Source organism: Flavobacterium sp. H4147, from assembly GCF_029360735.1.
In the GTDB taxonomy this organism is placed as follows: domain Bacteria; phylum Bacteroidota; class Bacteroidia; order Flavobacteriales; family Flavobacteriaceae; genus Flavobacterium; species Flavobacterium endoglycinae.
In genome coordinates this window covers 665,888-683,056 of record NZ_JARKNB010000003.1, presented here as the reverse complement: position 1 = coordinate 683,056, position 17,169 = coordinate 665,888, and the positions used below count along the sequence as shown (strand labels likewise).

Genomic DNA, 17,169 nt, shown 5'->3' with positions numbered 1-17,169 from the left:
TATCAAAAGCCTAAAAATACTATATTGATGGTAATTTATGCTTACAAGAAAATTAAAACCATATTTTATAATTTCCATATCAGTATAAAACAGCATTATTCAAATACTCCAAACTCATATATAGAATACAGAGATTATGTTACCAATTCCATTAATTCTGATACTGCTGAGATTGTAATACGTCGGAAATTTGCAGTGTAAAAAGATACCAGTATTAATTGGAAAAAAATATTTTACAAAAGAAAAATAAAATAATACATAGTAATAATAATCAGATATACGGTTTACAGACAGAGACCTGACTTTGCAGTATAATTTAAAGAAATAAAGATATGCAGACGATATTAGGCGCTAATGGGCAGATAGGTGAAGAACTGGCAAGAGAACTGAAAAGAAATTTTACTTCCCAAATCAGGATTGTAAGCCGTAATGCGAAAAAGGTTAATGATACCGATGAAGTTTTTTCTGCAGATTTATCCATCCGCGAAAAAGCCATTGAAGCAGTGAAAGGAAGTGAAATAGCTTATTTTACTTTGGGTTTGCCAATCAGTACAGAATTATGGGAAAAGCAGTTTCCAGTTATTTTAAAAAATGTGATTGAAGCCTGCAAAATAAACAAAACTAAATTGGTTTTCTTTGACAATACGTATATGTATCCTCAGGACGGAAGGGTTCTAACAGAAGATACTATTTTTAATCCAGTAGGCAGAAAAGGAAAAGTACGCCGCGAAATGGCTGAAATGGTATTGAAAGAAATAAGCTTAGGAGAACTGGAAGCAGTGATCTGCCGTGCGCCTGAATTTTACGGTCCCGGTAAAACACAAAGTATTACCAATACCTTAATCTTCAACAATCTTAAACAGCATAAAAAACTGAAAGTGCCGTTAAGCAGTCGCAAAAAGCGCAGTTTGATATGGACACCTGATGCAAGTCATGCTGCGGCTTTAATTGGTAACACACCTGATGCTTTTGGACAGACTTGGCATTTGCCTGTTGATAAAAGCCACCCAACGTATCAGGAGTTTATTGCATTAACTTCGGATATTTATGGTAAGGAACTGAAATATTTCGTTGTTCCAAAAATCTTTTTTACGATAGGTGCAGTATTTAACAAACCAGTAAAAGAAATGTTGGAATTGCTGCCAAGATATGAGCACGATAATATTTTTGACGATACCAAATTCAGAAAAAGATTCCCTGACTTTAAGGTAACAGATTATAAATATGGAATTGAGCAGATTAAGAAAGAACAAGCTGGAAGTACTACAATAAATCATTAAATTAGCCATGTATAAATCTGAAAATCAAGTAATGAAAACTCCTTCCAAAGTTTCATCCATCAGTGCGCTGCATCAGTTTCTGGGATTAGCTAAACCCAGTAATCCCCTGATTAGTGTATTTAATTTTGATGAGGTTAAACTGGAGCCTGAAACCATTTTAAAGGCGATAACCACAGATTTTTATGTAATTGCTATCAAGAAAGACTGTGCTGGAGGAAAATGCAGGTACGGACAGCAGTATTACGATTTTGAAGAAGGAATTATGTACTTCATCGCTCCACATCAGGTATTACAGTTCGATGATGTTTTACTTAATGGTGTACGAGGTTTTGTACTAGTCTTTCATCCCGATTTTCTGCAGGGTTATCCCTTAGCAGCTGCAGTAAGAGAATATGGTTACTTTTCATATTCGGCTAATGAAGCACTGCATCTTTCTGAAAAAGAAGAAAAATCGGTGATGGATATTGTTGAAAACCTATCATCTGAAATAGATAACAACATTGATGCGTTTACACAGGATTTAATAGTGTCTAATATCGATTTGTTATTAAAATACTGCGGCCGCTTTTACAACCGACAGTTTTTGACAAGAAAGAAAGCGAACAGCGATCTGCTGACTAAATTAGAAGCAGTCTTAGATAAATATTTTAAAAATGAAATCTTAGCTGAAAAAGGCGCTCCAACTGTTCAGCTTATTGCTGGGGAATTGCATGTAAGCGCTAATTATTTAAGCGATATGCTAAGGGCTCAGACAGGACAGACGACCCAGCAGCACATTCAAAATAGATTAATTGAAAAAGCAAAGGAACTTTTATCAACCAGCTCATTTTCTGTATCTGAAATAGCTTTTCAGTTGGGCTTTGAACATCCACAGTCTTTTCACCGTTTATTTAAAAACCGTACATCAGTTTCTCCATTAGAATACAGAACGAGTTTTAATTGATGCAATTCCGAATTGAACATTAGAATTTCAAGTTCATTATCACCACGGGTAAAACTTTAAAGTCGAGGAGTTGCGAATTTCCACCAGCCGAAAAAAAATGCCATAATCCACAGATGAACCATGGGTTATGGCAAAAAAAGATGTGCCGTTAATGCAGGCAGGAATAGAAATAGCATAATACTATCAATACTTGAATTTGATTGATATCTTATGTTTTCAATAAAATTATTTTATTTCAATAATGAATTCACTTTTAGGAGTTCTTACTTTTTTTAGGTTCACTAACCAATCGTTAGAAGCGTCTCTGTAACCCAAAGGCAGGACTAATACACTTTTAAGACCAAGTTCTTCTAAACCTAATAATTTATCTACCTCAGCAGGAATAAAACCTTCCATTGGTGTCGCATCTACCTCTTGTTCCGCTGCTGCTGCAATAGCTAAACCAAACGAAATGTAAGCCTGTTTTGCGGCATGATTGGCATGCCATTCCTGACTAAGATCTTTATATTTGCCCCACAGTAATTTTTTATAATCATCCATGCTGCTTGCTGGAATCCCGCGTTCAGCTGCCGTTCTGTCAAAGACTTCTGAGATTTTTTCTAAAGAATATCCATCCCAAGCAGCAAAAACCAATACATGAGAAGCATCCACAATCTGGCTTTGTTCAAAACCAACTGTTTTTATTTTTTCCTGTAATTCCTTATTTGTGATTACAAAAATTTTATACGGCTGTAAACCAGATGAAGACGGAGCTAATCTTGCCGCTTCTAGGATATAATCGATTTTTTCTTGCGGCACCACTTGCCCGTTCATTTTCTTGGCTGCATAACGCCATTTAAGTGCATCTATTAATTTCATTTCGTTTGCAAATTAAATTATTATTCAAAAGTAAATACTTTAAATATATTTTTATCATAAAATTCCAAAATATGATGGTAAAATAAAAATAATATGCAGCTGATTACCCACAGCTGAGGATTTCTTAATCGATGCAGCAAGTAAGATAATAGTGACAATTGAGTAAAAAGACAGATTTGTTTTTGTGGAATAGAAAAATATAACTTCTAATATTTATATATCATGGTTTTTCTATGTAAATTTTGCGAAATTCAGTAAAAGTAAAAAAGCCTGCGAATCTTATGATTTACAGGCTTTATCACGTTTTTTTACAGATTTTTTGAAAGCAGAATAAACTATAACTAAAAAGTATCTTTTATCAAGACATTTTATTAGGATTTATATTTCTACCTGTATTTGATATTGATACTGACGATATCAGATGTCAGGTCATTGGATCTGGTATAATGGCCATAACGGATTTCGAGCGTATTCCAGTGTTTAAGCCCAAATATACCGTCTGGCGGAGTCAATTTGAGTCCCATTCCAACAAAGCTGCTGTTAAATTTTGACAGATCATAATTACTGGTATAGAATTCATCAGACTGAGAATGTCCTCCATAAGGTTTGAAATATTTAGCAGCGCTCTGGCTGTAATAACGGTAGAAAGGACTCAGAGAGAATGCCTGGGTTATTTTTACAGGAATCTCCAGATCTGCTGTATGAGCCTTTAAATCCCAACTGTCTGTGTAATAACGGTAGTATGCTCGTATGATAATATTGTCTCCCATGAAATAGCTTGCTCTAATGCCTATCGGAATTTTAAAGCGGGTGTCGGGCATTTTCTCCTGATGCACCGTTCCATCTGAAAAATACACCCTGTGAAAAGGAAGACTTAAATAACCATTCTGGCTTATTAAATCCCCAACAAGCTGTATTTGAAGCCTCTGATTAATAATTTGAGAGTAGCTCAGAGTTCCTGCAAAAGTATTGCGTCCTGCACTTCCGTAACCTTCTCCTCCTGGTCTAAGTTCATCAGGTTTCACAAGCTTTAACTGGTCAATAAAAGTCTGAAAACGTGCAGAGAATTCTCCGTTCCTGTCTTTTGTCTTCTGCGAAAAACTAATATTTCCTCCAAATGATTGATAATCAAACTCGGTAGAAGAAGAAACTCCAATTCCAAGAGTTTGCCCTTTCTGCTCATTTTCCCTTAGATAGGTAAGTGAAGGATAAAAACGATTATCTGAAGATGAAGCAGAAGAATTGGCACTAAGATCGATCATATCAGAAGAAGCGGAGGTATAGTGGTCGATTCCGGCTTCGATATCAAAGGTGTGTTTAATTCCCGTTTGTCCATATTTTACCATTTTTACGTCTATAGTATTTGCAATGTCAGTCAGTTTCTGAGTTCCGATTCCTCCCGTAACAGCCGAATGATCACCATTTTGGGTGTAATAGCTTGATACGAGATTTACTTCTTCGACTTTTAATTTTCTGCTTTTATACCCTGTGGAATCAACAGGTATATCCTGCGCTCTTAATTGGAACAAAACCATAAGTGCTGCTCCTGTAAGGAATACTCTTTTCATTTTTTTAAGGCATAAAAATTAATTGCAGCCGCAGCCTCCACCGCTTTTTCCTGCATTAGCTCCGGAAGCTCCTTCACGGTAGGACTGGAAACTGAGTTCGGTTTTCTCTATTTTGCGATTAGACAGAACCATTTCCGAATCATTGATTTTTCCTTTCTGGTATTCCTTTACTGGAGTGCAGGAAACAGCAAGAATGCTGGCCACTACCACAATTGCTGCGGTAAGCTGACTTCTGGAATTTCGTTTTTTCATTGCAGTCTGATGTTTTTAGAAGTATAGATTTTGTTATTGTCGTCTATGATAATACAGTACAGATCAGGAATCTGGTTTATTAAAAACAATCCTGCGCTTATCCCCATAACAGCTATGGGCGTTGCCATCGCATCTGCAAACTCTGCATTTGCAGCAATGATGGTCACGCTTTTGATTCCGCTTACTGGGAGTCCTGTTTTCGGATCTATGGTATGGGAATATTTTTTCCCGTTAATGGTAATGTATTTTTCGTAGTTTCCTGATGTCGCAACCGCCCTGTCTGATATGTCCATATAGGAAAATACAGAACTTGGAGCATCAGGATCGGCCACACCGATTGTCCATTTGCGACCGTCGGGCTGCAGGCCCCAGGCGCAGAGATCCCCGCTGGCATTAATAATGCCGCTCTGAACGCCTCTTTTAATCAGGACTTTTTTTGCCATTTCTGCTGCGTACCCTTTTCCAATGCCTCCAAAACCAATACGCATCCCTTTTTCTTTGAGAAAAACGGAACAATTCTCCCTGTCCAGCAAGATGTTGCGGTAGTCAATCAGATGCACCATCTTAAGAGCGGTTTGAGTATCAGGAAGGCTTTTCATTGAGCGGTCAAAATTCCAAAGACTCTTATCGATACTACCGTAGCTGATGTCAAAGGCACCCTGCGTGATTTTTGAAATCCCAATAGATCTTTCAATCAGATTAAAAACTTCCTCGTCAACTTTCACTGCAGAAATTCCTGCCTGAGTATTGACCTGATTGGTCTGGCTCTGGTCGTTATAGGTTGTGAGCAGTCTTTCTATACGTTTGATTTCTTGAACTGCGGCTTCTATATGTTCGTTTGCTGTCTTATGGTCAAAAGCTGTCACAGTGATTGTAAAGCTGTTGCCCATAAGTCTTAAGGATTGGGAATATTTCTGCATGCCGGCCATCTTATTTTCGGCTATCGCAGATTGATTTTATCTCTGCTGTCCATTGCTCAGGAGCCGATTCGGGTTTCCCGTGCCAGGATTTGATTACTTTACCTTGTGAATCCAATAGAAGCGTGAGAGGAAAACTACCTTCTTTATTGTATATTTCGGCTAGTGCTTCATTTCTTTTCACCTGTTCCGCTGCCGGCATATTTTTTTTCTTACGTGGAAAATCAGCATTTACAAGTACTAAGTTCTTATCGGCCATAGCAATAAAGTCTTGATTCTCCAGATAGTCCCTTCTGGTAAGGATGCAGGGACCGCACCAGTCTGATCCGGAAAAATTAAGCAGGATTAATTTGTGCTGCTCTCGAGCAGTTTTTTTTGCATTCTCAAAGTCAGGTTCCCAGTTTATTGAGCCGTGAATTATCAGGGAAAATAATAAGAAGGTCATCAGTTTCATGTTAAATGTATTTTTGGTATACCAATATTAACGTAATATCGATGCATATGGTTTTTAATTATACTTAAGATTTAATTAAATTTAAAGTTCTTATCAAATTCTTATCTCTATAATCAAAAGAGGTTTCTTAATATTGTATACGTAAGAATAGATTATTGATGTTTTTTGTTTAATTTTTTTTGTAAAAAGTTAAACAATTTGTATTTTTACGAGTACATGAGATTAAGACAGCAGCAAACTAATGCTGGTCTGTTTTTATAAAAGAATATCTGAACGTAAAATTCGGCAGCACTCTTGGCAGGTAAAATTGCTGATGATTTTGCTTATGAAGCATATTTTCAATTTGTTCCCGCCGCTCATAAAATTCGTAATGTATGCTGCTGTTTTTAAATTTTTAAAAATAGAAACAATGAAGGAGGAAGTTATCAGAAGTATTTGTCTTGTCGATGACGATGATGATGACAGAATGATTTTTGCAGAAGTTTTGTCTGAAATTTATCCTTCGATAGATTTACAACTAGTAGAGAGCGGTGCTGATTTGTCACAAAAGCTCTATGTCGAGAATAATTCGCCAGACATTATTTTTTTGAATGTAAATATGCCGATGAAAAATGGATTTGATTGTTTAAAGGAAATAAGGGAGCGACCTGATAATTTAAAATTTTTAAAAATTATTATGTTTTCCACCTCAAAAAATCCCGATACTATACAACTCTCCATGCAGTTAGGAGCAGATTTTTACGCTGTAAAACCTGTATCGGTAAATGATTTAAAAAATTTAATTACCAAAATCATAATGGACTGGGAAGTATTGCGGCATAATAAAGTTTTTTTACTGAATTGATGATACAAGAAGACATTTTATCTTACTTTTAAAGTTAAGTTGTTTTTTTAAGGGAGCAGGCGGGAGACGGTTTTTACAGATCTAAAAATTTGATTACGGCTTTTTTGAGATCATCTTTAATCATAGACATTGAAAATTGTTTGGTGATAAACATAGCAGCATGGTGTTTTGAGGCAAAATCTTTATCGGATTGATTTGATGAAGTGGTGTAGATAATAACAGGTATATCTTTGAAATTTTCATCTAGTTTGATTTGTGTTAAAAAAGTTTTGCCATTAACTATAGGCATGTTTAAATCAAGAAATATCAAATCTGGAACAACCCTGCCGGATTGCAGCAGTTTAAAACCTTCCATGCCATTTTCTGCCTCGTAATAAGAAATTGATGGATAAAGTGAATGCAGACATTCTGCGAATATTTCGCGGTCATCTGCATCATCATCAATTAAAAATATACTTTTCATATTTATTTTTTGGGATCAATTCCACCTACAATATTATGCATTTGGATGCCTGCATAATTTCCAGTAAGCGCATATAGCCGCTATAGCATTTTTAGCTTCTGTAAAATCATTTTCTTTTTTAAAAAAGCCTTGAACAGTTAGTTCGGTGTAAGCTTCGACAACCTGCTCTTCCCTGATTGAGGTCGAGTAGAAAACAAAAGGAATACTTTTTAATCTTAAATACGGATTATTATCAATTTCTCTTTTAATTTCCAGACCATTAAGTCCCGGCAGGTTAACATCACATAAAATTACAAATAGCGATTTAGAAGTTTTATTTAGATATTCTAAAGCTTCAGCAGCATTTTTTAAATACACTCTTTCGTTTTCAATTTCGAGTTCTTTAAAAATTTTCTCCATGAAATCACGATCATCATGATCGTCTTCAAGAAGAAGAATGGGACCTGATTTCGACATAATTTAGTTTGTTTTTGTATTCTGTGCAAAAATAGGAAAATATAAATAAAAGGTCGAACCTTTATCAGGTTCACCTTCGCAGGTTATATAACCGGCGTGAAGTTCCATTATTTTTTTACAGAGTGCCAAACCAATTCCTGTTCCTTCATATTCTTCTTTGCTGTGGAGTCTGAAAAAAGGATCAAAGAGGCGCAGTTTTGCGGTCTGAGGAAATCCAATTCCATTATCCTGTACACTTATCTGTAAGTATGAGTTGCTGCTTCCCGGACCAGAAATCTTCTCAGCATCATAATCTGACGCCGCAGAGATGGTTATGACTGGGACCTTGTCTTCTTTGCTATATTTTAATGAGTTCGAAATTAAATTAATAAAGACCTGTCGTATTAATGCTGGAATTATTTTTATAATTGGAAAATTTCCAAGATGGATTACAGCATTTTTTTTGGCGATCAAATCGTCGATTTCATCACATGCTTCTCCAATAACCTCAGCGAGATCTGTTTCTATAAAATCTTCCTCATTGACCTTACTCACTTTTGAATACATCAGCAGATCATCAATTAGCTGCTGCATTCTTCCAGCACTAACTAGAATACGTTTAATGTGCAGTAAGGTTTCTTCCGAAAGCACATTGTTGGGATTTTTTAAAATCATTCCCGTAAAAATGCTGATTTTGCGAAGAGGCTCCTGAAGATCATGACTCGCCACAGAAGTAAATGAGGCCAGCTGCTTGTTTTTGTCGGCTAGATCATAATTTGTGGAGGCCAGGATTTTATTGGTAGTGAGCAGATCAGTAATATCTTCAAAGGCAAGTAGGGCAAGGGGTTCTCCCAATTTTATATTACTAATAGGCCTTACGTTCATTATCATTATTTTTTCTTCTCCGCTCGGCATTATGATCCTAACCTCAGTATTATCCATTTTACTGTTTTTAGAGACTGAAAGTTCAATTTGTTCGCGATGATCAGAAAGATTTCCCGTGCCGATAAGGGTATCAAAAATAATTTTTCCCTCCACCGATTCCTCAGTGGCCGAAAAATGGGTATAAAAGGAGGCATTTGCACTCTTAACCCGGAGTCCGCCGTCAATAATTACTAATGGTTCTCTAATATTTTCAATAATGGCTTCGGCATAAAGGCGCGAGAAAACTAGCTGCTGCTGTCTGTCAATTAGTTCCTCGTTCATAGCAAGAAGCTCTTCATTATTGGATTGAAGCTGTTCTGCCGAAGTTTCTAATTCTTCATTTAAAGTTTGAAGCTCTTCGCTAGTGCTCAAAAGTTCTTCATTTGCACTTTGGAGTTCTTCATTGGCGAGTTCCTGATCTTCTGTAACTTTTTTAATGTCCTCTCTAAGCTGCTCAATTTCTTTTTCAAGAGTCTTAATTCGTTTTTCTGCTCGACCTTTTACGCCTTCATAATCGGACTGTTCTCCAATGATCTTAGCACTTTTGCGGAAAACAATCAAATAGTGTTTTTCTTCAGCGCCGTCATGCAGTGGAACTACTTCTATATCGGCCAGATAATTACGTCCCTTTAGCGGTATTGAAGCTTTTGTGGATTTCTGCTGCATTTTACGGGCTTCTAAAAGTGCCGAACGGACTTCAAAAGCAAGTCCCTCACGCACCATTTCGAGTATGTTGTAATTTGGTTTTCCCTGAGGAGAAAGCAAAAAAGGTCCTGTGTCGCCATGAAAGTGAATAATCTCCTTTTTCTCATTGACAATAACTCCTGCTGGAGTATAGTGGTCAAATAAGAAATTTTGAGCTGCTTTTTGAAAATCCGGCTGTGAAAATTCTTTTTTTACTATTTTCGACTTTGCTGTAGAAACAATATCAAATCGTTCTCTGGAAATTGGAATTTTGGAATGAATGCCATTTAGACGGTTGAAAATTTTGAGATTTTTAACCAGTGGCTCGAATAATCCGGGAGTATAGTTTGTTGATTCAGATTTGCCCAGTAAGAGCATTCCTTCTGGTACAAGTCCGTAGTGAAAAGTTTTAAAGGCTTTTTTCTGAAGATTCGAATCTAGATAAATAAGAACGTTTCGACAGGAAACTAAATCCAGCTTTGCAAAAGGCGGATCCTTGATAAAATTATGAGATGCAAAGATGCAAAGGTCACGAATTTCCTTATTGATGTGATAAGAATTTTCAATTTTAGTAAAGTATCTCGAAATGCGCTGTTCAGATACCCTTCGGACATCACGTCGTGAGTAAACTCCTGCGCGTGCTTTGGCGATAGAATTTTCAGATATATCTGATGCAAAAATCTGTACCTTTAAAGAAATCTGTTTTTCTGTAAGGAATTCGTGAAGTGACATAGCAATCGAATATGCTTCTTCTCCAGTAGAACAACCAGCAACCCAGATTCTTATAGGTTCCTGATTAGTTTTGCGATTTATTATTCTGGGATATACAATCTCAGGCAGCATTTTAAAAACTTGCGCATCTCTGAAAAAGTCAGTAACAGGAATAAGCAGATCGCGGAATAAGAGATCAAGCTCGTGAGGTGTATTTTTTAGAAAGACCAGATAATCCGTGGATGTTTTAATTTTAGCAATCACCATTCTGCGGGCAATTCTTCTTCGAATTGTAGGCTGCCTATAATTAGAAAAATCATTACCGCTTTTTTGATGCAGCAGATGAAGAATAGCTGTATAAGTTTCATTATCGCCCTGAAGTATGTGCATGCCTTTTTCATAGCTGAAGGAATAGTTGGCGTCATAGACTGATTCTAAAAGCTGCAGCTGGGCGGGAATGTCCTGAATGTTTAATACAAAATCAGCAGCTTCAGTAATTGAAGTGCTGTAGTTTCCGTTGTCTGCAGATATGATTTCAGATAAATGAACAAAGGCAGTACCGCCTTGTTCTCTAATATAACCTAGCCCTGTGAGTCCGTCTGTTATATTGTCAAAAATCAGAATTCCACGGGCAAACTCTTTACAGGCCAGTGCAAGTGAAACAAAAAAATGATCTACTTCAGATAATGAATCATTTCCTCTGCGGCGGGCCGCTAAGGTTAGTGTACCATTTTTATGTGACAGCGTTTGATCAGATTTCAAAAGGTATATTGTGTCAGCATCAAGATAACTGCCCGGCTCCATGATTTTGGTTTGCAATGTGGTAGATTGGCCTAGTTTATTTATAAGTTCATTTCCAGATTGTTCATTTACAATATAAAGAATAAAAGACATGCCGCTTTTTTCAGGAAGATGCTTTAAGAGTGTCTCAACATCCGTAAGGCTATCAATTGAGGCAGCAACTCCTACAACGGGAAGGCTATGTTTTCGGATGTCGAAAATTTTTTCAGTGAAATTGTCCATATCTCAAAGATAATTATTGAACTTACAGTATCAAAGTAATATTATACTTATTTTATCAATGTAAAGCTGTAAGTCTTATTATTTTGATTTCTGTTGAATTGGATTATTCACACCGAAAAAATATTCTGCAGGGTTTTCGTCTGAATGTTGGCATTATTCTAATAACTATAAAATTTATAGCCAGCTGATCTATCCGATAATGCTCACCAAGTATTTTGTAAGACTATTTTAAATAGGATCAACATGGAGTGCCGAACCAAGAAATGGATTTTCGTTGAAATCACTAAAGAGAAATCAGTTTAAAAAGCCTGCAGTTTATTTTTTGCAGGCTTCTATTTTTTAGCTTTAATTAATCCTTTTTTTTCAAAGTATATATTCCGCCTGCCAAAAGTAATACAGCCGCCCCAAGGTAAAGAAAACCCTGAATCTGACCGGATTCGTTTGAAGCATCAATTTTAAGACCTAAAAAGTTAATTTCTTTAGTGCTGTCAGCCACTCTATTTAATCCTACATAGCCAGCAGCCAGGCTGAGTACTATAAGTACAATCCCTACTATTTTTGCTAAATTCATTATTTTTAAATTTAATGTTTCTTAAATTTAGGCAAAATAATTTAAGTTTGAAAACGGGTTAGTTGAAAATTTATAAAGAGATTTAGGGAAAATTAACTGGACTTTAAAATGTAATTGGTTATATTTTTTACATTTTCGTGTTTATTGTTGTATAGTTTATCATCAAAAATAAAACCTATCTTTTTTAATAGAGAGACAGAACCAACGTTATCTGCTGAAGGAAAAGCCGTTATGAGTTTTGCGTTCATTGTATTAAAAGTAAACTTTATGACAGTTTTTAATGCTTCAGACATATAACCCTGGGATTGAAATTCAGAAAGAAGTTCATAACCTATCTCTACAATTTCTTTTTCAACATCAAAATTCCAAAGACAGACTGAACCAAGAAATTTTTGATCCTTTATTGATGTTATTGCCCAGTATAAGCATTCTTTTTGATTTGCCAAATTTTCTATTTTATGGATATAAGCCTTTGCATTTTCCAAAGTTGAAAAATTAGTTCTTCCAACAAACCTATTTACTATGGGATCAGAATGCAGCTGATGAATAGCATGGCAATCTTCTTCCTGCAAACCTCTTAAAAGTAATCTGTCTGTTGTCAAAATAGGAATGCCTGTGAAGTTTAAATTCATGGTTTTGAATTAAATTGAGTAAAAATCTTAACTATTAAGTATTCGATACGGGTATTGTAAAGTTAATGTTTTTTAATTTTTGAGATGTGCTACGCTTTTTTAAAGGATTAAAAAATCACTAAAAACAAAAAGCCTGCGAATCATACGATTTGCAGGAATTAGATCTTTTTGTTATGAATTTGACAGTTGATATACAATCTAGTCTTTGTGTGGTATTACAAAAGCTGTAAGTTCCGCCATTAGGCCATCGCGGAATTTCCAGACATCGCAGTACTCAAAACTGTTTACTTTACCTTGATTGTCTTTTAAGCTAATACTTCCAAAGGCAGTAACATAATCACCTTCAGAAATGAGTGTCACAACATCAAATTCAGGCGGGCTGATGTAAGTTTCCATCATATATTTTCGAATCTTGTCTTTTCCTCTTATTGTCTGTTCCCCTACAAATGTCCAAGTGACATCATCAGTACAGTAATTTAGGAAACCCTCATTATTTCCCTTTATAACCTCTGCATTTGCTTTTAGCAATATTTCTTTATGTTTTTCTGACATCTCTTGCTCCTTTATTATTTTGTGTAATAAAAATAAGAAATAAATCTATGTTTTATGTGGGCAGATGTTCGAAAGAAAGAATAATTAAGAAATAGATCAATTTTAGCTTCTGTTGAAGAACAGCTATCCATTCTAATTATATTTCTTCAATGGGAACTTGATTTTTGGAGTTGCTGATCAAAACTGCGTAATCAATAAAGTTGATAGTCGATTTTCCTCTAAGTGCTTTATCATTGCTGCGTTTTAAGAAAAGTTTTATTTCAATCAGATCTGTTCCATAATTATACGGTGAATATTCTCCATTTAATTTAAAAAGTGTAATGTCGGATAATTTTGTTTTTTTTAGATTCCGAATTCCTTTAAAATATTCTTTCCAATAATCACCAATACCATAGCCTTTCTCGGTTGTATAGCTTATGTAATTTCTTTTTGTATCATAAATTTTATCCCAAATGACTTCGCTGTTTGTTAAATACCCTGCAATTGAAATCACAGAGCTTCTTCTGTAAATATTTTGCTCAATAAGTCTTGTGAAGAGCGATGGATAATCTCCTTCACGGTCTTTTTCAATATGAAAAAAACCGTATTTAAAAAACTGCTTCTTATTTCCAAGCTGATATATGTCTTTTAAATAAATGTAGTTTTCAAAAATTATTTTTTCTCGGTCCTTTTTTTCTTCAAAATTATATGCAATATTTTTTAAAATATGATCAAAACTAATTACATCCTTGATATGGCTGCTGTACAGTTCTTTATTGTTTTTATAATCGGTAATAAAATTTTTTAGCATTTGTGTGATTTCTGTATTTTTGATCGAAAAATCAGTATTCTTCTCTGATAATTTAGTTTTTAATTCATCTTTCAATTTCCAATTTTGTATATTTTCTGTTAAGTAGATAATATGTCGTATCGGAAACTTATATTCATTTATGATATCAAACCCGATTACTTGTATGGGATCGTCTTTATATTTTTGGTTTAATAACCTGATATTTTGCCAGTGTTGGAATGTCTCGATTGTTCCTTCTTGATTCACAATGGTTTGAAACGATGAGACTAATTCTTTTAAAAGAGCCAAATCACCTGTTTGTAAATACTGTTGAAAGAAAAATGCCTGACTAAAATTGGTTTCCGGAATATAATAATCCAGTGCTTTTTGTTTTTTAAGACTTTTAATCAAACTTAACTCGGCATCGTATGTTTTTAGCACTTCCGTGATAAGCGCCATATCCTACAATGTTAAAGTCGACATCGGGAAACCTGAAATCATCTAGACTGAGGTCAAAACGGTTCTGCTTTAAATATTCTATTTTCTTTTGCGAAAATGAAGTTAGCGAGATTGCAAGAATAATGAGCGTACAGATATTTTTCATAATCTAAAACTGGTTTTTTAGTTCATAGCTATTAATTAAAAAATACATAACTATATTCTATTCTATTCTCGATATTTAAAAGGGACTTTTTTCTTGCGAAATTGTAGGCGACTGCAATTTTGCCAGAAATCAGCGTCAATAGGTTTTTACTTTAAAGTGGGTGACCAATCTCCCAAATATGCCCAAAGGGATCCTTCAGCTTTCCAATTTTCCAGTCTTCTTCAGTTGTTAGGGGACATATTTCTTCAGCGCCTAATTTTAATGCATTTTCAAATAGCTGGTCTGGATTTGAAGTTTCTAAAATTATCCTAATCGGCGCATTGGATATCTGGCCAGCAGAAGCAGTGCCATCACACGGTTCTTCATCACTGAGATAAAACTCAGCATCTTCAATTGTTATTACTGACGATATTTTGTTGTCTGGAAGCGAAAATCTTTTTGATTCAACAGCTCCAAAAGCATTCGTGTAAAAATCAACAGCAATTACTGCGTCGCTTACCGTGAGAAAAGGCTTGATGGTGGTTTTGATTTTTATCATTTTAAGTAGAATTTATACGATTCTCATTATGTTAGGATAGTTTTTGAAATTTAGTGAAATTTAATTAATAAGGCGTATGTTTAGTTGGAAAATTAAAAAACTAATTGCAGTATATTGTCTTTTACTATTATTGGTAAAATACGACCCGAAATAGTATGCAAACGCAGAAATGATAGAATTAAAAGATCTGAAAACTGCAGTAAACAAAAAAAACCTGCGAATCTTACGATTTGCAGGTCTTCAGACATTTTTTGCGGCTTTTTGAAAAGATTGAAAACTTTAAATTTTCAGGCTTTTCGGCCTTTCCGTGGGGAGAGCAGGATTCGAACCTGCGAAGTTTTCACAGCAGATTTACAGTCTGCCCTCGTTGGCCGCTTGAGTATCTCCCCGAATCTCTAGCGTTGTGCTTTGTTGTTCTAAGCGGTTGCAAAGATAGGAAGGTTTTCTACATTTCCAAACAAAAAAATCACATAATTTAAAGTTATTTTAAAGTTGTTTTTTAATTGGCTGGAATTGAATAAAGTAAAAAACACATAAAAAAATATTTTTTTTAATTTATTTTAAAAGTAGGATTTTTTGTATAACTATTTTATGGTTTTTACTTTGGATTTACCATTTAATAAAGTTGCCAGTCATTACTTTTGTTCATGTTTTACCATAATTTGGTTAATTGAATACGCCGAATTTTGAAATTTTATTTCTAAGTCAGGGTAGGTATAAAACAAAAAAAATCTCCCGAAGGAGATTTTTTACTATTTAAAGCGCTAGCATTATTTTTTAAGTAATTCTAAGATTTTTGCTCTTAGTTCTGAACCTCTTAAATCCTGAGCAACTACTTTTCCTGATTCATCAAGTATAAAAGTAGCGGGAATTGATTCAACATTATATTGCTTTGCAATTGGTTCATCCCAAAATTTTAAATTTGAAACGTGTGTCCAAGTTAAACCATCAGCTGCAATAGCTTCTTTCCAATGCTCAGCATCTTTATCTAAAGATACTCCAACAATATTTAACCCTTTAGAATGTAATTCTTTATAAAGAGCCACAACATTTGGATTTTCTTTTCTACATGGTCCGCACCATGAAGCCCAGAAATCAACGATAGTTACTTTGCCTAAACTTTCTTTAAGCGAAACAACTTTTCCTTGCGGGTTAGGAGCTGAAAAATCTGCTCTTCATTTAGCGCTGCCAACAGGAGCTGCTGACGCACCAACTGCAGGCATTTTTGCTTGACCTAATCTAGTTTTGATTTCTTTACCAGGAGTAGTGTTTTTTAAAGACTCGTCTAATGAGTTGAAAATACTCTCAGATTTTTTAATATCTGCACTTGGATCATTGATCATACCCTGAACAATTAATACAGAGATAAATGATTTTGGGTGAGTTTCAGCATAAGCTAAATATTTCTTTTTGCTGTTAGCTTGAACTTCGGTTTGGATTTCCATATATTGTTTCATCAAGCTGTTGATAGTTGCTGTATCTTGAGCTTGTTGAGCTTGCTGCATTTTTTGAGTATTCTTTTTCTGGAAATCAATTAAACTTTTTTGAGTTTTTGTCATATCCTCATTGAATTTCACATACTCATCATTGCTGTAAGTTCCAGAAATTTTAGATTTATGAATACTGTCTTTGTCAACTTCGATATTGATTTCTCCAGTTTCAAGGATAAAAGGGATTGGTCCGTTAGCACCTTGAAGAAGTAATGTGTGGAAAGCTGGTTCTGTAACTTTTCCTTTTATTTCAAATTTTCCATTTTCAACTTTTACAGTATCAAGAGCAACTGTCATTCTTGTAGCAGGATCTTGACCTTGAAGGATAATTGTTTTTCCATTTTCAATTCCTTTTGCAGTACCTGTAATAAGGTATTCTCCGTCTTTAACTTTGCTGCATGAAATGATAGCTGCAGAAGCTGTAAGTAAAAAAAGTATTTTTTTCATTATAAAAAATTAATTAGTTAATTGATTTGTGCAACAAAAGTATCTAAAATTATATAACATAAGGAATTTTGTAACCTAAAATTTTGTTATAGTTTTTTGTGATCTAAATGTCCTAAAATCAAGGTGTTTACTGCTTTTATTTAATTAAAAACTAGTATTTGGTTTTTGTTTACAATGCTTATAAGGCGTTTTTCTAACCGTAAGACATAA

At 34.8% G+C, this 17,169-nt stretch carries 18 protein-coding genes, 1 tRNA gene and 1 pseudogene; 3 read left to right on the top strand and 17 right to left on the bottom strand.

Features of this window, described 5'->3' with window-relative positions; translation table 11 throughout:
- Positions 1-332: 332 nt before the first annotated feature.
- Entirely contained in the window at positions 333-1,280 is a 948-nt protein-coding gene (locus P2W75_RS16940; RefSeq protein ID WP_276381390.1) for an NAD-dependent epimerase/dehydratase family protein, read from the top strand.
- Positions 1,281-1,311: 31 nt separating this feature from the next.
- Complete coding sequence (locus P2W75_RS16935) at positions 1,312-2,223, top strand: AraC family transcriptional regulator (protein ID WP_276381389.1); 912 nt, start codon at positions 1,312-1,314, stop codon at positions 2,221-2,223.
- Between the two features lie 225 nt (positions 2,224-2,448).
- Here the strand turns inward: P2W75_RS16935 and P2W75_RS16930 are convergent, their stop codons facing one another.
- The 5 genes from P2W75_RS16930 to P2W75_RS16910 all read right to left on the bottom strand — a co-directional run bounded on the left by P2W75_RS16930 (position 2,449) and on the right by P2W75_RS16910 (position 6,263).
- On the bottom strand, positions 2,449-3,081 hold the full coding sequence (locus P2W75_RS16930) for a nitroreductase family protein (protein WP_276381388.1): 633 nt from the start codon (positions 3,079-3,081) through the stop codon (positions 2,449-2,451).
- A 386-nt stretch (positions 3,082-3,467) separates the two neighbouring features.
- A complete protein-coding gene (locus P2W75_RS16925) occupies positions 3,468-4,649 on the bottom strand; it encodes a DUF3570 domain-containing protein (RefSeq protein ID WP_276381387.1) in 1,182 nt (393 codons plus the stop codon).
- A gap of 18 nt (positions 4,650-4,667) precedes the next feature.
- A complete protein-coding gene (locus P2W75_RS16920) occupies positions 4,668-4,901 on the bottom strand; it encodes a DUF4266 domain-containing protein (protein ID WP_207295600.1) in 234 nt (77 codons plus the stop codon).
- On the bottom strand, positions 4,898-5,821 hold the full coding sequence (locus P2W75_RS16915; RefSeq protein ID WP_276381386.1) for an FAD:protein FMN transferase: 924 nt from the start codon (positions 5,819-5,821) through the stop codon (positions 4,898-4,900). The genes P2W75_RS16920 and P2W75_RS16915 overlap by 4 nt, the downstream gene beginning before the upstream one ends.
- A 10-nt stretch (positions 5,822-5,831) precedes the next feature.
- On the bottom strand, positions 5,832-6,263 hold the full coding sequence (locus tag P2W75_RS16910; RefSeq protein ID WP_276381452.1) for a thioredoxin family protein: 432 nt from the start codon (positions 6,261-6,263) through the stop codon (positions 5,832-5,834).
- Between the two features lie 418 nt (positions 6,264-6,681).
- Here P2W75_RS16910 and P2W75_RS16905 point away from each other — a divergent pair, with 418 nt between their 5' ends.
- Positions 6,682-7,116 carry a response regulator gene (locus P2W75_RS16905; protein WP_276381385.1) on the top strand — a complete coding sequence of 145 codons (435 nt, stop codon included), beginning with the start codon at positions 6,682-6,684 and terminating at the stop codon, positions 7,114-7,116.
- A gap of 73 nt (positions 7,117-7,189) precedes the next feature.
- Here the strand turns inward: P2W75_RS16905 and P2W75_RS16900 are convergent, their stop codons facing one another.
- From P2W75_RS16900 to P2W75_RS16845, 12 genes and pseudogenes are all read right to left on the bottom strand, one after another.
- On the bottom strand, positions 7,190-7,579 hold the full coding sequence (locus P2W75_RS16900; RefSeq protein ID WP_207295604.1) for a response regulator: 390 nt from the start codon (positions 7,577-7,579) through the stop codon (positions 7,190-7,192).
- A 33-nt stretch (positions 7,580-7,612) separates the two neighbouring features.
- Positions 7,613-8,035, bottom strand: a complete 423-nt coding sequence (locus tag P2W75_RS16895) for a response regulator (protein ID WP_207295605.1) — start codon at positions 8,033-8,035, stop codon at positions 7,613-7,615.
- A 3-nt stretch (positions 8,036-8,038) separates the two neighbouring features.
- Positions 8,039-11,356 carry a CheR family methyltransferase gene (locus tag P2W75_RS16890; RefSeq protein WP_276381384.1) on the bottom strand — a complete coding sequence of 1,106 codons (3,318 nt, stop codon included), beginning with the start codon at positions 11,354-11,356 and terminating at the stop codon, positions 8,039-8,041.
- 349 nt (positions 11,357-11,705) lie between these two features.
- The gene (locus tag P2W75_RS16885) at positions 11,706-11,927 is read right to left on the bottom strand and encodes a hypothetical protein (protein WP_276381383.1); all 222 of its coding nucleotides are present in this window, start codon (positions 11,925-11,927) and stop codon (positions 11,706-11,708) included.
- Between the two features lie 92 nt (positions 11,928-12,019).
- The gene (locus tag P2W75_RS16880; RefSeq protein ID WP_276381382.1) at positions 12,020-12,559 is read right to left on the bottom strand and encodes a GNAT family N-acetyltransferase; all 540 of its coding nucleotides are present in this window, start codon (positions 12,557-12,559) and stop codon (positions 12,020-12,022) included.
- Positions 12,560-12,757: 198 nt separating this feature from the next.
- Positions 12,758-13,111: a nuclear transport factor 2 family protein gene (locus P2W75_RS16875; RefSeq protein WP_276381381.1), complete on the bottom strand. Its 354-nt coding sequence runs from the start codon at positions 13,109-13,111 to the stop codon at positions 12,758-12,760.
- Positions 13,112-13,247: 136 nt separating this feature from the next.
- Positions 13,248-14,339, bottom strand: coding sequence for a hypothetical protein (locus P2W75_RS16870; protein ID WP_276381380.1), 1,092 nt, complete (start codon positions 14,337-14,339; stop codon positions 13,248-13,250).
- Entirely contained in the window at positions 14,284-14,484 is a 201-nt protein-coding gene (locus tag P2W75_RS16865) for a hypothetical protein (RefSeq protein ID WP_276381379.1), read from the bottom strand. The genes P2W75_RS16870 and P2W75_RS16865 overlap by 56 nt, the downstream gene beginning before the upstream one ends.
- 151 nt (positions 14,485-14,635) lie before the next feature.
- A complete protein-coding gene (locus tag P2W75_RS16860) occupies positions 14,636-15,022 on the bottom strand; it encodes a VOC family protein (RefSeq protein WP_276381378.1) in 387 nt (128 codons plus the stop codon).
- Between the two features lie 308 nt (positions 15,023-15,330).
- Positions 15,331-15,411, bottom strand: a tRNA-Tyr gene (locus P2W75_RS16855).
- A gap of 381 nt (positions 15,412-15,792) precedes the next feature.
- Positions 15,793-16,179, bottom strand: a pseudogene (locus tag P2W75_RS16850) (peroxiredoxin family protein); the annotation flags it as partial.
- An 18-nt stretch (positions 16,180-16,197) separates the two neighbouring features.
- Positions 16,198-16,959: a DUF4369 domain-containing protein gene (locus P2W75_RS16845; protein WP_207295700.1), complete on the bottom strand. Its 762-nt coding sequence runs from the start codon at positions 16,957-16,959 to the stop codon at positions 16,198-16,200.
- Positions 16,960-17,169: the final 210 nt, after the last annotated feature.